We start from the raw sequence: 14973 nt of genomic DNA, 5'->3' as shown, positions 1-14973 counted from the left end.
GGTTCGTACCATCCCCAAACTAAAATTGAGGACAAGCCATCAGGGTAGTTGTCAGAATTCCTAAGATTTTGTCTATTTCTTTAATAAAGTAATCATTTTTATCGATAAAGATGGTATTTCCACAAAGTTTGAGAAATTTCCAATCTGTTCCTGTTGTAACTACACCATAAATTTCATCGATAATATTTCCTTGTTGCTGGTTAAACAATTGAGATGCAATCATTGTCGCAATACATTGTCCTAAACCAGATTTAATACTCTCATTTTTAGCTTCTACAATAGTCACGACAGGACTAGTAATATCATATTGTTCTGGTGAACAACTGAGAATAAAATCACAGCGCCCTTCTAAGCCTTTAGCAGCATCTACATTAAACTCTGAACCAGAAAATATACTAATTTGGTATTTAAAGAAGCGTTTAACTTCAATTAAAACAGGCATAATAATTAGTTCAGAACGAGCTTTTTCTGTATTTATTGCTGTCACCAATGGTAGATGCTCAGAGAAAATCAAATTTAGATATTCAGTAGGTGAAACTATCTGCACATCTGTAAATAAATCTTGATTTTCAACAAAGATTAATTTAAAGTCTGTTTTTACTTTGCTAAGATTAAAGGCGCTGTACGGCACTGTATCACCCCTCAATCACGCTTAACTGCATAGTATGATCTTGTTAGGCATCGCTAAGAAAGTAAGTTTGATGATATCTCAGATCAAGAACAGCCTTCAACAAATTCAACTTCCGGTAGTTTACCTGAGCGAAACTGAGTGACACGCTTACCATCAGTCTCGAATACCACACGATAGTTTTGGTTAACACGGTCTTTCGGGACAAATGTCAAGTAGTGTCCGCCTTGGACGTATTTATGAGGTGTGACTTTAATTTGTCCTGGGTAGAGAGACTTTATTTGCGCTTCGGTGTCGCCAATTTTTGCACCTTTAAGGGTAGTAATTTGGGTATTCTGCCGTACATCTACTCTAGAAATGCGACCTTTTGTAACCATAAACAAAAGATTTTTGGGTTCGTTTTGTGGCTTAACATAGTAGCAACTATTATTCGGCGAATCTCCCGCTAGCTTAGTACCAGCAGCTTTTGCCGCTTGGGAAACAGTCATCCCAACTCTTACCTCTCCGATACCATTGATGGACAATTTCGATTTATTTGTCAGTTTCGTCTGTGCTACAACTGTGCCGACAGTTAGAAAAGAAACTGCCAATGTTAAGGAAGCAAGAGTCAATAATTTGACTTTATTATTCATAAATTGTGGGAATAAAGGTAGGTAGATTTTTACATACAGTACCTATTTAAGCGCACAATTTGGTCATAATCTGCTAGTGCGCCTTTATCATCATGCAATCCCATACGCGCCCGCGATCGCTTGATATAAGCATCGACATCATTGGGATTTGTACGTAAAGCAGCAGTTGTAAGCTCAATTTGTTGTTGCCTATTTTTTCTGATCTGCTCAATTCTTTGCTGACGATTTTGAGAGTAATAAGTTAAGAAACAAGGCTGAAGGGATTACGGTATAGGCGTTTTAGCCTTTTAGGAAGAATTCTTAACAAGGGGTCAAAAACGGGGTAAATTTTTGTAGATTTAATGTTGAATCTGTTCCCCCAGGTTGCCTCAAACAATTGTAGATTTGAGATTGACGATAGCGTTCGCGCAGCGTCTCGTAGAGAGCGTCTTTGAGATTGACTGCACCCACTCTTGGATGCCGATTGTAGATTTGAGATTGACAATTTTAGATTTATTCCGCCCACTTTCCTGCTGGGCTTGTACCAAAAACAAACAATAATAATAAAAATTCAGCATTAAGGGGTATGAGTAGCATTCGCGCAGAAAACCAGGTTAAGAGGTATTACAGGAGTAATACAAGCATATTCAAAGGCTGAAACCCTTGTTTTCTCGTTGAGTAGTGAGTCGGTAATAAGTTGAAGTTAATGACCTTCGTTATCAGGAAAATCCTTAGCGAATAAGGCTTTTAAGTTTATCCCGATTTTTTGTTCTGATGATACTCATACCCGAATGGCACTAAGAAAAGCTGAAAGCTTTGCCTGGAGTGGGTGTAGGAGGTGTGGGGAGTGTGGGGAGAATGAGGAGGAATTGAGAATGGGTACGGCATCTATCGCTTGGGAGCAACCCAGTACCTCCCACACTCAAAAGCCTTATAAATAATGGATTCGCCGTTATCTTAGTGCCATTCTACTCATACCCCAACACCTACATTCTTTATGAGAGTAATCTATGGTAACAACAACTCGACAGCAGCGGTTTGATGTAATTGTGATTGGCTCTGGAATTGGTGGGTTGACGGTTGCCGCGATCCTATCTAAGCTTTATCACAAAAGCGTTTTAGTGTTAGAACAGCATTTCACCCCTGGGGGATTCACCCATACCTTCGAGCGCAAGAGAAAATTTAGTTGGGATGTGGGGCTGCACTATGTTGGAAATATGGGAGATGGAGGCACTGGCAAAGCTGTGTTTGACTATCTCACCAATGGCAATTTGAATTGGCACAAGATGCCCGATCCGTTTGAAAAATTTGTCTACCCGGACTTCACCTTTGAGGTTTATTCTGACCCCAATCGCTTTGAATCTGATCTAATCCAGCGCTTTCCTCACGAGCAGACAGCCATTCGGCGGTACTTTAAGGATGTCCAGAAAGCAGCATTTTGGTTTGGAGCGCATTCAATGTTGGAGCTATTTCCGGTATTGCTGCATCCTCTACTCAGGCGGTTTGTTCGTCATTTCGGGGCTATTGCTAGACAAACGACCCAGCATTATTTGAACAGACATTTTCAAGATGCCCAACTCAAAGCATTACTGGCTTCCCAGTGGGCAGATTATGGCTTACCGCCATCCCAAAGTTGCTTTGGCATTCATGGTGCGATTGTTACCCATTATTTTAAGGGCGGCTGGTATCCTGTGGGTGGGGCAAAGGCGATCGCCCAAGCCATTATTCCCGTGATTGAACAGGGGGGTGGTGTCGTCATCACCCAACGCCGAGTCACAGAAATCTTGTTGGAATCCGGGGTGGCAGTGGGGGTGAAAGCCCAAGATACAGCACATCCCAAGGCAGACCTGGAAACGTACTTTGCACCTATTGTGGTGTCTGATGCCGGAGCCTTCAATACTTATGTGAAGCTGATTCCACCCAACTACGCGCTGGCAGAGCGCCAGAAAATTCAAGCGTTTCCAAAAAGTAACAGTATGGTGACGGTATATTTAGGGTTCAAAGAGAGTCCACAGCAACTAGGGTTTCAGGGTGAGAACCATTGGATTTACACGACCTATAACCACGACGCAATTGCCCAAGCTCCACCCATTCCTACCGATAATTTAGCTAAATTCTGCTATCTCTCATTTCCATCGCTCAAAGATCCATTAGCTGAGGTGCATACGGCAGAAATCATTGCCCACGTTGACTATGATTTCTTTTCGCAGTGGCGGGAACAATCCTGGCGACGGCGAGGCGCGGACTACACTGAACTGAAAACCCAAATTACCCAATCCCTGATTCAGTTAGTGGAGTACCACTACCCTGGCTTTCAGGATTTGATTGAGTATGCCGAACTCTCGACTCCACTGACGGTGGAACACTTTGATGCTAGCGATCGCGGTGCTATCTTCGGCATTCCCTGTATTCCTGAACGCCTGGATCAATCCTGGATCGGGGCTAGAACACCAATTAAAAATCTATACCTGACCGGAGTCGATACACTTTCACTCGGCATTATGGGAGCGATGATGGGTGGAGTGAAAACAGCAGGTGTTTTAAATGGAGCATTCGGCTTTTTTAAGATTATGACAACCATTATGAGAAGGTGACAGAGAAAGCTTTAAATTAAGTTTCATCATCTGTTGATGTCCTAACCACCAAGGCTTGTGCTATTTTTACTTAAAAAAAATGGGTATAGCCTTTTGAGCATACCCATTTCAGTGATTTTAGAACAGTGGTTACAGTTGCGGTACGTACTGCTGTTTCTCAGGAACTTCAGCGTACTCAGCCACAATTTGGCGGAATTCTTCGCCGTCAATGGTTTCTTTTTCGATGAGCAAATCGACTAAGCGATCGGTGACAGTGCGATGGTCACGGACAATCTTCTTAGCGTTTTCGTAGCATTCTTCCACGATCGCTCGTACTTGTCCATCAATGCGGGAAGCGATGGATTCAGAATATTCAGATCGGGTTGTCCAATCACGACCCAAGAATACTTCACCCTGTTGGCTTTCTAACGACAGCGGCCCTAAGTCAGACATCCCGAAACGAGTCACCATCTGCCGCGCCATTCCCGACAACTGTTGCAAGTCTCCACCAGCGCCAGTTGTTACTTCCGCAGCCCCAAAAATCACCTCTTCAGCAGCGCGACCGCCCAAAGCACCAGTAATCCTGGCTTTCAACTGTGAACGAGAAATTAATCCTTGTTCTTCATTGGGAGTAAACCAAGTTAAACCCTGTGCTTGTCCTCTTGGAATTAAAGTAACTTTCTGCACTGGATCATGGTCTTTTAACAAAGTGCCAACTAAGGCGTGTCCAATTTCGTGGTAGGCAATTAAGCGCTTGCTCTTGCTATCTACCAAAGGAGTGCCTTCCATCCCTGCGACTACCCGATCCACCGCATCATCAATTTCGCGGAGGGTGATCGCTTCTTTACGTCTTCTCGCAGTCAAAATTGCCGCTTCGTTGAGCAAGTTAGCTAAATCAGCACCAGTAAATCCAGGAGTGCGGCGAGCGATCGCATCTAAAGATACGCTAGTGTCTAGTTTCTTGTTCCGCGCATGGACTTCCAAGATTTCCAAACGCCCTTTGATATCGGGTGCATCGACTGTTACTTGTCGATCAAAACGACCGGGACGTAATAAAGCTGAGTCTAATACGTCGGGACGGTTAGTAGCAGCAATAATAATGATGCCTGTGTTACCTTCAAACCCGTCCATTTCGGTGAGCAACTGGTTGAGGGTTTGCTCTCTCTCATCGTTACCGCCACCGATACCAGCGCCCCGTTGCCGTCCTACTGCGTCGATTTCATCGATGAAGATAATGCAGGGGGCGTTGTCTTTGGCTTTCTTGAACAAATCGCGGACGCGGGATGCACCCACACCAACGAACATTTCTACAAATTCCGAACCGGAAATACTGAAGAAAGGTACGCCTGCTTCGCCAGCGATCGCTTTTGCTAATAAAGTTTTACCAGTTCCCGGAGGCCCAACTAACAGCACTCCTTTGGGAATTCGTGCGCCTACAGCAGTAAATCTTTCTGGCTGCTTGAGGAAGGTAACGACTTCTTGCAGTTCTTCTTTAGCTTCTTCAATCCCAGCTACATCATCAAATTTGACTCCAGTTTTCGCTTCCATTTGGAAACGCGCTTTGGATTTGCCAAAGTTCATTGCTTGACCTGGGCCGCCAGGGAGGTTGCTAGAACGCCGGAACAAAAAGAACAGCCCAGTAATCAATAAAACTGGAAATATGAGATTGCCCAACAATCCCCAGATTGCGCCATCATTCCGCATGGGGTGAGCATCAAAACTAATATCTTTTTCTTTGAGCTTGCTAATTAACTCAGGAGCATTAACAGGCAAATCCACCCGCCACCTTTGGACGCGATTTTCGATGTCTGGATCGCGGGCTTCGATAATAGCTGTCCTACCGCCTTCGTACAGATCCACACTGCTGACGCGATCGCCATCTAAGTATTCTAGAAAGCGCCCATAAGTCATGCGGGTATTGGCTGCATTCTTACTCATGTCAGTAGGAGCGCCTGCAAAGGCCCCTTGCCAGAAGAAAAAGCCAATTACCAAAGCCGGCAATGTCCAGAGTACTACGACTTTCCAAGAGAATTTCATCTTAATTTGCCTCTAGATGCCTATACAACTCGTTAGCATTAGCAACCGAATGTTTAATCACTCTGTCACTTTAAGCTGTTAAACGGATGTCTATAAATCCATTTTGTTTAATTTGATCTCTTTTATGCATTGCCATAGAGCGATTGGCGCATTATGGCGATGCCAACAAGAATCTTAATCAAAGTTAACTTAATTTTAATACAATATCGCACGAGAAAAGGGAGCGCAACGGGATGTAAGCTAATGTTGTTCCAACCCGTGACATAGCAGAGATGGGGGAGCAGGGGGGACAAGGTGGACAAGGGGGATAGGGGTGAATTATTGAACAATTGAACAAGTCTCTCTCTTGTCTCCCCCCTCTTCCTTGTCTCTTCTTCATGCCCAAGGCCCAATGCCCCATGCCCAATTCCCTACTTAACTTCTGTAATTTTTAGAGTGTAAGGAAGGTACTTGCCTTTTTCGTAAGAACCAACCCAAATCTGATAACTTCCAGGCAGCCATTCACCAATAATGCCAGCATTTTTGCCATCAAAATCATCATTGCACCAAGTACCACCCGGGCCCTTGACAATTATGGTGGTGTCTTCAGGACTTTGGACTTGCAACTTTAGGTAGTCGAATTTACTTGTTAGCGCTAATGTGTGGTCTGGTGTTTCATCAACAAATCCGGTACAAGGGCCAGTGGCTGTTTCGCTTCTCCCACCTACTTTACTCCCAGGTATTGAACCACCACTCATCCCACGAACTGTCAAGGGGTCTGGCGAAAACTGGGGGCTAATAGTTACATCTCCAAATATCGTTGGCGCTTCTTGAGCATCAGTCACAGCGTTAACTGTCGATGTGATTAAGAGCGTAACTATCATCAACGATAATCTCATCCCTTTATTGAGCGCTTTTGTCGGCATTGTAATTACGTTCGCTTCTAAGTGTTTTTGAAGACATCATTTTTACACACCAAGTTCCCAACATGAGGAGAATTGACTACCTATTTTAGATTTAAAATTAAGGATAATTCATTAGTAATTAGTCAATGATTTCTTGTTCTTATAGTTGCTCTACCTTATAAATCAATACGCTTGGGTTAAGGACTACTGGTAAAAATTTTGGGTTTTTGAGACGCGATAAATCGCCGTCTCTACAAGTGTTTTGGTCTTATCTGAACTGTATTGCCTTATAAACAGGGGCACACCTTTGTGCGCCCCTAAAATCGAAAATATTTCTAAAATTCGGAAGTAATTGCTAATTAGCTTCTGTTATTGCCTGACTCAAGCGTGACTTATCTAAACCAATCTGATTTAGCAGTAACCAAGATTGAATAAGGTCGGGGCCATGAACATCTCCAGTTAAGGCTGCTCGGAGCGATCGCATTACTAAGCCTTTTTTAACTTTTTGCTCTTTCACCACTTGTTTGATAATGTCCTGGGCGGCGGCTTCTGACAGCTGCGGCTGATTTTCTAAAGCTGTGACAATCGCCTCAAGGACAGCAGTAGAACCCTCTTGTTTCAGTTGTGTGCTGCCTTCTTCGCTAAATTCAACTGTATCGCTAAAGAACAGTTGGCTTTGAGATACTGCATCTACTAAACGAGTCAAGCTTTGGCTAATTAAAGTTACAAGCTGTTCTAACCAGGGGCGTTCTCTTCCACCATCAAATTTATACCCAGCCGCTTGCCAATAGGGTATAAGTAAATCTGTGAGTTTATCTACTGGCGCATGGTGGATATACTGACTGTTTAACCAATCCAGCTTGTCCCAGTCAAATTTTGCACCTGCTTTATTTACACGCTCAAAACCAAATTCTTTGGCTGCTGTTTCTAAGGTAAATATTTCTTGCGTCGAGTCTGGTGGCGACCAACCCAACAATGTCATGTAATTCACCAAGCCTTCAGAGGTAAAGCCCATTTTCTGAAAGTCAGAAATAGAAGTAACTCCATCCCGCTTAGAAAGCTTGCGCCCTTCCATGTTCAAAATTAACGGTGTGTGGGAGAACTCTGGGATTTTTGCACCCATAGCTTCATACAGCAGAATTTGCTTGGCGGTGTTGGCAATATGGTCTTCTCCGCGAATGACATGGGTGATTTGCATATCGATGTCATCCACTACAACGACAAAGTTATACAGTGGTTGACCGCTACCCTCTTCTGAGGCGCGGGCGATGACCATATCACCACCTAAATCGCTACCTCGCCAAGACATTTTTCCCCTTACTAGGTCATTCCAGACAATTTCTCGCCCATCTTCAATTTTGAAGCGAATTACAAAAGAACGACCTTCTGCTTCAAAAGCAGCACGTTGTTCTGGTGTGAGGTTGCGGTGACGGTTGTCATAGCGGGGAGCTTCGCCCCTAGCTTTCTGAGCTTCTCTTAGCGCTTCTAGTTCTTCGCTGGTGGTGTAGCAGCGATAGGCTAATCCTCGATCTAACAGTTTTTGTACTGCTTCTTTGTAAAGATCCAGGCGTTGAGATTGGAAAAATGGCCCTTCATCCCAGTTAAGACCTAGCCAGCGCAATCCTTCAAGAATATTATCGGTGTATTCGGGACGCGATCGCTCTAAATCTGTGTCTTCTATTCTTAGTATAAATTTACCGCCGTGGTGACGGGCAAATAACCAGTTAAATACAGCCGTTCTAGCTGTACCAATGTGTAAATTTCCAGTTGGACTCGGTGCAATACGGACTCTGACAGTCACAGTTAATTCTCTCTTTCGGAAAGCATGATAAATGTAGCTTATATTCAAACCCCCAATTCTGGGTCAATCCTTTTGGGGAATTCCAAATCAAAAATCACCGAAGTTGGGTTTGGTGATTCACTACTCATAAATTTAGAACGGGACTGACGGGGCTCGAACCCGCAACTTCCGCCGTGACAGGGCGGTGCTCTAACCAATTGAACTACAGTCCCTTGTTTGGTCAACTTTGCTATTATCACTATTTTTTTTCTGCTTGTCAAGCATTTTGGAGAGAAAAATTAGAAGTTATTTTTACCCCATCTCTCCAAGGTGCAATACCGTTAAATAGACCTTGATAATACAACCTGGGGCTTAGATTCCAGATGCTGCAATATCCGGGATTGAATTTGTTTATACTGCTGTTTTAATAGCTGTTTGCTCATGTGGGGCACAGAAGTGGATGGTAGGCTATGAGTTTGTTGCACCCAAGTTTTCAACATTTGTCGCTGAGTTGGCTCAATACGACTGCTGAGAACGTTAGTACAGGAATGTGGTGCTTCCAGAGAAAATAAAATCAACGGATAGTGTTCATGTTCAGCCAGTAAAGTTACCATTCTAAGATTTTGGGAATTTTGCATATCTAAGTAACAGGGTAGCCACTTAGGAGTCAATTGCCGATTGTAGAGTACAGTTACCCACAACAGCATTGGGTGCGGGGATGTCATGAAGATAAATTGGTTGTAACGGGTAGAAAGAGCATAGTTTTTGATTTCTTGTCTAGGCAACATCAACCATAGTGCTGTCATAAATCCTTGTGCAGTATCTATAAGCTGGGGAAAAACAATTTCTTGAGTTGGTTTATTTTGAGGCCACAAAAGTTGCCGACAGCTTTGTTCTACTGCAATTGGTAATCCAGAATCTAAGGGGCGATTCAGGATGGAATCAGAAGATAAATTTGTTGGTAAACTGCTAGGATTAGATTGTTCTAAGCTATTTAATACTTGCAAAATTTGAGCAATATTTTGTGGGCGATCGCAAGATTTCTTGGCAAGACAAGACATAATCAAATTATTTAGCTTCTGAGGTATTTTGAGATTGGGTTTAACATCTGCGATCGTTTTTGGTGCTTCAAAATGATGTGCTTTATACCAGGCACCAAAATAATCAGTTTCTGGTTCCCAGGGTTTGTTGCCTGTGAGCATTTCAAACATCATCACACCCAGGCTATAAATATCAGAACGACTATCCAATTTTTCTCCATCTAGCTGTTCTGGAGAACAATAAGGCAAAGTACCATTAAATCCTCTATTTGTACTAGCTGTTGATGCATAATTTACAAATTTAGCAATCCCAAAATCCAGAATTTTAACTAATTGACCCAATATCGGATCGGGAATAACTAATATATTGGCAGGCTTAATATCTCTATGAACCAACGGACAAATTTTACCGTCAATATTAATGCCTTGATGGGCACATTGTAAACCCAAACAAATTTGGCGAGAGAGAGTTAAAAACATCGGCAACGGCAAGGGGATTAAATCTTTTAAACTCTTACCGCATAAATATTCCATAACGTAGTATGGTTTTCCTTTCTCATTTACACCATAATCATACGCCCGCACTATATGTAAACTTTTTTGACTCAAAGCTGCACTCATTAAAGCTTCACGAACAAAGTCTTGTTGCATCTTGATATTGACAACAGTTTGAGTCAAAAATTTGATAGCAACTGGTATGCCTCCTAACAAAATATCATTTGCTAAGAAAACTTCACCCATACCACCGCTACCAATTAATTGCTTTAGTTGATAACGATTGGCAAGCAAGCCCGTACTATTTGGAGATGTAAATGGGCTTTGATTCACTTTCTTAACCTCTGCTACTGAGTCCATTTAAAGTCAGCAATACATACATAAAAATCATAAAAATATAGTTAGGTAATGTTGGGAAGCATTTTGACAACGCACTTTCAAGAGCGCGATAAAAGTTTAAAAAAAATTTCAAATAATTTATTCATCCAATTTTTTAAACCTTCTTTCTCAGCTTTTTGATCTGCGGCTAATTTTTGTAAAATGTCTAATTTTAGTTTCTCGTACTCTGCTCTTAGAAGACTTTTTGCTTGATTAGGCAAAATTAATTCATTTGACCGTTGACTTATATCTAACCAATCTACAATTTGCTGGCGCTGATTAGCCGTGAGGCTTAGGGTTGTTACATGAGAGCAACGGTTTGGATCTTCTAGGGAAAAAAATAGTAGATGATAGTAACCTATCTCTGCTAAACTACGTGCTATATTCTGTCCTTTATTATCTTTTAAATCTAGGAAATAAGGTAGCCACTTAGTCATAGAAGGTTGTTCATCATATAATACTGTTACCCACAGAAGCATCGGATATACATTAATTTGACTAATGAATTCAGTACCATGTATTTTATCTAAAAACTTTGTAATCTCTTCTTTAGGCAACATTGCCCAAAAAGTTGGTATAGGTCTTTGAATAGTTTGTAGTAAATGGGGAAAACCAATTGACGCAATTGGTTTATTCTTAGGCCAATTTTTCTGCAAACACTCTTGTTCTGACAATAAAGTTGCAGGTACTAATTGAACTGGAAGTGAGAGTTTAATCATCTCACTACTATTACTAGGTATACCATCATTGAACTGAATATTAACCTTTTCTAAATCTTCTAATATTTGGTTGACATTTTGTGGGCGGTCGCTCACTTCCTTAGCTAAACAACTCATCAATAATTTTTGTAACACCTGTGGGATTTTGACTTGCGGATTAACTTCTTCAACTGTAGGTGGCATTTGAAAGCGATGCGCTTGATACCAAGTACCAAAGGAATTACTTTTTGTCTGAAATGGATGTTTTCCTGTTAACATCTCAAACATTAGTACTCCCAAACTATAAATATCTGAGCGCACATCTAAGAGTTTGCGCCCTTCCATGTGTTCTGGAGAACAGTAGGGTAAACTACCAATAAAAGAATCTGTCAGAGTCATCCCACTCCGCTCTGTTAAAAATTTAGCAATGCCAAAATCGAGTATTTTAACAATTTCTCCTTGTTTACTTTCTTCACAAAGAAATATATTTTCGGGCTTGATATCTCTATGAACAATGGGATAAATCTCTCCTTTGAGGCTAATACCTTGGTGGGCACATTGTAAGCCTAAACAAATTTGATTACAAATCTTCAAAAACTTCGGTATTGTTAAGGGCTGAATTTTGAGAATTTGTTTGAGATTTTTTCCTTGGAGATATTCCATTACATAAAAGGGGGTTTTATCTTCAGTAACGCCATAACTTAAGATGCGAACAATATGTTTACTTTTACGCCCCAATTGAGCGCCAATAAAAATTTCTCTAGCAAAGCGTTGCGACATTTGCTGATTTGCTAAACTGAGTGATAAAATTTTGATTGCTATCGGCATACCGCCTTTAGCAGTATCTTCTGCTAAATAAACCCTACCCATCCCCCCTTTGCCAATCAAATCTGTAATTAAATAGCGATTATTTAAAAATTGTCCAATGTAATTGTCTAATTCTGGTTTTTGCCCTACCATATTCTCAAGTTTTTTTGGTGCCATAAAAATCATTTATGAAAAATAGTGTTGGCAAATTACTTTAATAAGTCTAGATAATTACTAAAATTAAATCTAAAAATATCAGAGGTTGTAGGCAAATAATCATATACTGCCATTATGATTAATCTGTCTGCAAAGCTCCCTACACATTGTGTAACATATTTATTAAGGAATACGGTTGAGAAATTACACGTAAAGTACAAATAGTCTAGATAAATTTGCTTAATAGATTCAGTGAATACACAGGAATAAGCTTCAACCAAGTAAATAGCTGTAAAAGGACGATACTCTGTACAGTTAACGGTTGAGATTCGGCAGAAAACGGCGTAATAATCTCATCAGTGGTGTTTCAATTTTTATTTTAAAAGCTAATATCTGGGTACGTTGCAGCGAGTTAAAATTGTTATCACTGATGAGAATTAATGATTGTTGACCATCGGGTAGTTTAGGGCCAAGAGTTAAGCCTTCGATGTTGTCTAGCAATACATCTAGGGTTCTCAAATCTAACAGTAGTTTTTTCTGAACTGGTTTAATCTTTGTGGAGTCAACTGCTAAAAGGCTATCAATCTTATGAATATCATCAGCTTCTTCTAAAGAAATCTGAAATAAGGAAATAGCAAACCCTAAACCAGTAAAAGACCTTTCTAAACTTAGGAAGTGTCCTTGATTGTCAAGAGCAAGTAAATCAGGTAATCCACTAGCAAATTTGCCAGTCAAATTCAAAAAAGGTGAAACTGGTTCAGTTTTGTAAAGAAATTCCTTTTCTGGCTGGCTATTGAGCAAGTTGTATTGCAAAATGCGGCAAGGGCTACCGATATTGGGTTTAGCGGCGACACCATCTTGAATTAGAGCATTTTCGGTAGCTGTAAATAGATGCTTGTTATCAGGTGTGATGGTGAGACTTTCAAAAGCTAAATTGTTGCGGATACCTTGTTGACCGCTTTTATCTGGCAAAAATTTGTTTGGAACAGGGAGTGTTTTAATTTCCTTTCCAGAAGATATTGAAAACTCTTTAATAAAAGGATTAATTAATTTTGTGACATCGCCTTCAGAAGAAATAAATACAGTTGCTTTATTAGTTAATGCAATACCTTCTGTATCGGTTTCACCAGGGCGAAATGCTTGACCTTTTTCATTTAATAATGTGGTTAAACTTACAGGAAGAACTTTACCCTTTTGTAGAGAACCCTTGCTTAAGTCTATTTTCAGGGTATAGAAACGGGCATTACCTTTTTGCCCACGGTCATCGGAAATAGCATAATAAAGGTTCTCTTTTGCATCGTATGTAATTCCAGATAAACCTCCGAGTTCAATATTTTTGAAGATTAAACCTTTTGGTAAAGTTGCTTCTCCGATAAACTCTATGCTACTAACTTCAACAGCACTTAATGGTAAGCTTTTGAATAAAAAGGTTATAACAAAAATAATTATGAATAAGAAAATAATTTGTGGTAGTGCGAATATTTTTTTGATTAGCTGCATAGAGTTTTTATGAAAATATGAATAAAATCTTGATTTTAATACCATTTATGAACAAATTTAGCGAATTCAGTGCTGATAAATATCTGCCGCAAATATAAACAGATTACATCAACCTCAGCCTAAACTTAACTCGGCTGCAAAATTTAGTTAGTAGAATTGACAAGCAAAAAGCGATCGCAACTTAGAAAACTTCATCAGTAGCGCAGATATGGGGTTAGTAACCAGCTAAATTACATCTTCAGTGTTAATTGCTGAAATTGCAAAACACCATTTTTCTTTACAACAGCCTTTTTTTGGAGCGTTGTTGCTGGAGTGCTAACCAGTATAATAGCCTGGATATTCTTTAAAAAAATTCGTCGCTAATCACTTTTAGCTTTGCGTCCTTTGCGGTTCGATATCTTAAATCATGTCTACTCAACCTACAATCCAAAGCATATATACCGATGGCGCTTGCACCGGGAACCCTGGCCCTGGCGGTTGGGGAGTTGTCGTCTACTTTAGCGATGGCTCAATCCACGAAATGGGTGATGCATCCCCTAATACCACTAATAATAAAATGGAAATGCAAGCTGCGATCGCAGCCCTGCAATTCCTGCAAACATCTCAACAAGTTGAACCAATCACCCTCCATACCGATAGCGAATACCTAATTAACTGCGTTACCAAGTGGGTGAAGGGCTGGAAAAAGAAAGGTTGGAAAAAGTCAGATGGTAAACCTGTCCAAAACCAAGAACTTTTGGAAACTCTTGATGAACTCAATACGCAACAGGTAAAATGGCAACACGTCAGGGGACATTCTGGTAACATAGGTAACGAACGTTGTGATGCGATCGCTCGCAGCTATGCTACTGGCAAAATTCCTCCGCTACAACAATTAACTCCAACAAATTTTTATAAATCTTTACCTGCCAAAAATGACCTAAATGTAGCAAAAGTAGCTGATTATGAAAAAAACTCTCGAATAATTAACCAAAGTCCTCAAGAAATCAGTACTTCTGCACCCGAAATAACCGTTATGGAACCATCAACTGGGCCAAATGCGGCCGCTACCGATGAGAAACCTCCAGAAATGAGGGTTTCGCAACTTCGTAGCTTGGTCGAAACTCTGCGTATCGCTGACGAAATTTCCGAAAAAGGCTACTTAATCACTAGTTCTGAGTTAGCAGACTTGATGGATGTTCACGCCAGTGCTGTTACTAGTCGAGGAGATCAATGGCGCTGGCGAAACTGGATAGTGTCACGGGTACGCCGTGAAGGAAATCAAATTCTCTGGGAACTAGAACGCGGGGATCAAGTAGGAAGTGAAGAGGAGTAGGGAATTGGGAATGGGGAATGGGGACAAGGAGAATAACTATACTCAATTCCCAATGCTCAATTCCCAATTCC

The 14973-nt window shown here is 40.9% G+C and carries 10 protein-coding genes and 1 tRNA gene; 2 read left to right on the top strand and 9 right to left on the bottom strand.

The window, feature by feature from the left end; genetic code table 11:
• Positions 1-19: 19 nt before the first annotated feature.
• Positions 20-631: a hypothetical protein gene (locus RMZ41_RS00185; RefSeq protein WP_322643134.1), complete on the bottom strand. Its 612-nt coding sequence runs from the start codon at positions 629-631 to the stop codon at positions 20-22.
• Positions 632-714: 83 nt separating this feature from the next.
• The gene (locus RMZ41_RS00180) at positions 715-1260 is read right to left on the bottom strand and encodes a hypothetical protein (protein WP_322643135.1); all 546 of its coding nucleotides are present in this window, start codon (positions 1258-1260) and stop codon (positions 715-717) included.
• Positions 1261-2249: 989 nt separating this feature from the next.
• Here RMZ41_RS00180 and RMZ41_RS00175 point away from each other — a divergent pair.
• Positions 2250-3833, top strand: a complete 1584-nt coding sequence (locus tag RMZ41_RS00175; protein WP_322643136.1) for an NAD(P)/FAD-dependent oxidoreductase — start codon at positions 2250-2252, stop codon at positions 3831-3833.
• A 129-nt stretch (positions 3834-3962) separates the two neighbouring features.
• On the opposite strand, the gene ftsH2 is transcribed toward RMZ41_RS00175, so the two are convergent.
• From ftsH2 to RMZ41_RS00140, 7 genes are all read right to left on the bottom strand, one after another.
• Positions 3963-5849: an ATP-dependent zinc metalloprotease FtsH2 gene (ftsH2, locus tag RMZ41_RS00170; protein ID WP_322643137.1), complete on the bottom strand. Its 1887-nt coding sequence runs from the start codon at positions 5847-5849 to the stop codon at positions 3963-3965.
• A gap of 410 nt (positions 5850-6259) precedes the next feature.
• A complete protein-coding gene (locus RMZ41_RS00165) occupies positions 6260-6754 on the bottom strand; it encodes a hypothetical protein (RefSeq protein WP_322643138.1) in 495 nt (164 codons plus the stop codon).
• A 334-nt stretch (positions 6755-7088) separates the two neighbouring features.
• A complete protein-coding gene (gltX, locus tag RMZ41_RS00160; protein ID WP_322643139.1) occupies positions 7089-8534 on the bottom strand; it encodes a glutamate--tRNA ligase in 1446 nt (481 codons plus the stop codon).
• Positions 8535-8672: 138 nt separating this feature from the next.
• A tRNA-Asp gene (locus RMZ41_RS00155) sits at positions 8673-8746 on the bottom strand.
• Between the two features lie 108 nt (positions 8747-8854).
• Positions 8855-10381 carry a serine/threonine-protein kinase gene (locus RMZ41_RS00150; RefSeq protein ID WP_322643140.1) on the bottom strand — a complete coding sequence of 509 codons (1527 nt, stop codon included), beginning with the start codon at positions 10379-10381 and terminating at the stop codon, positions 8855-8857.
• A gap of 104 nt (positions 10382-10485) precedes the next feature.
• Complete coding sequence (locus RMZ41_RS00145; RefSeq protein WP_409874707.1) at positions 10486-12084, bottom strand: serine/threonine protein kinase; 1599 nt, start codon at positions 12082-12084, stop codon at positions 10486-10488.
• Positions 12085-12402: 318 nt separating this feature from the next.
• On the bottom strand, positions 12403-13587 hold the full coding sequence (locus RMZ41_RS00140) for an esterase-like activity of phytase family protein (RefSeq protein ID WP_322643142.1): 1185 nt from the start codon (positions 13585-13587) through the stop codon (positions 12403-12405).
• Between the two features lie 406 nt (positions 13588-13993).
• Between RMZ41_RS00140 and rnhA the strand changes: the two genes are divergently transcribed.
• Positions 13994-14902, top strand: coding sequence for a ribonuclease HI (rnhA, locus tag RMZ41_RS00135; RefSeq protein WP_322643143.1), 909 nt, complete (start codon positions 13994-13996; stop codon positions 14900-14902).
• Positions 14903-14973 lie beyond the last annotated feature (71 nt).

Source organism: Nostoc sp. DedVER02 (genome assembly GCF_034530675.2).
Lineage (GTDB): Bacteria > Cyanobacteriota > Cyanobacteriia > Cyanobacteriales > Nostocaceae > Nostoc.
Note: the sequence above shows the minus strand (reverse complement) of the source record. Positions and strands in the feature narration are given on the sequence as shown.

Excerpts from the sequence above, each read along its gene's own strand:
- RMZ41_RS00180 (WP_322643135.1), bottom strand. The coding sequence starts at position 1,260 with ATGAATAATAAAGTCAAATTATTGACTCTTGCTTCCTTAACATTGGCA.
- RMZ41_RS00175 (WP_322643136.1), top strand. The coding sequence starts at position 2,250 with ATGGTAACAACAACTCGACAGCAGCGGTTTGATGTAATTGTGATTGGC.
- ftsH2 (WP_322643137.1), bottom strand. The coding sequence starts at position 5,849 with ATGAAATTCTCTTGGAAAGTCGTAGTACTCTGGACATTGCCGGCTTTG.
- RMZ41_RS00165 (WP_322643138.1), bottom strand. The coding sequence starts at position 6,754 with ATGCCGACAAAAGCGCTCAATAAAGGGATGAGATTATCGTTGATGATA.
- RMZ41_RS00145 (WP_409874707.1), bottom strand. The coding sequence starts at position 12,084 with ATGGTAGGGCAAAAACCAGAATTAGACAATTACATTGGACAATTTTTA.
- RMZ41_RS00140 (WP_322643142.1), bottom strand. The coding sequence starts at position 13,587 with ATGCAGCTAATCAAAAAAATATTCGCACTACCACAAATTATTTTCTTA.
- rnhA (WP_322643143.1), top strand. The coding sequence starts at position 13,994 with ATGTCTACTCAACCTACAATCCAAAGCATATATACCGATGGCGCTTGC.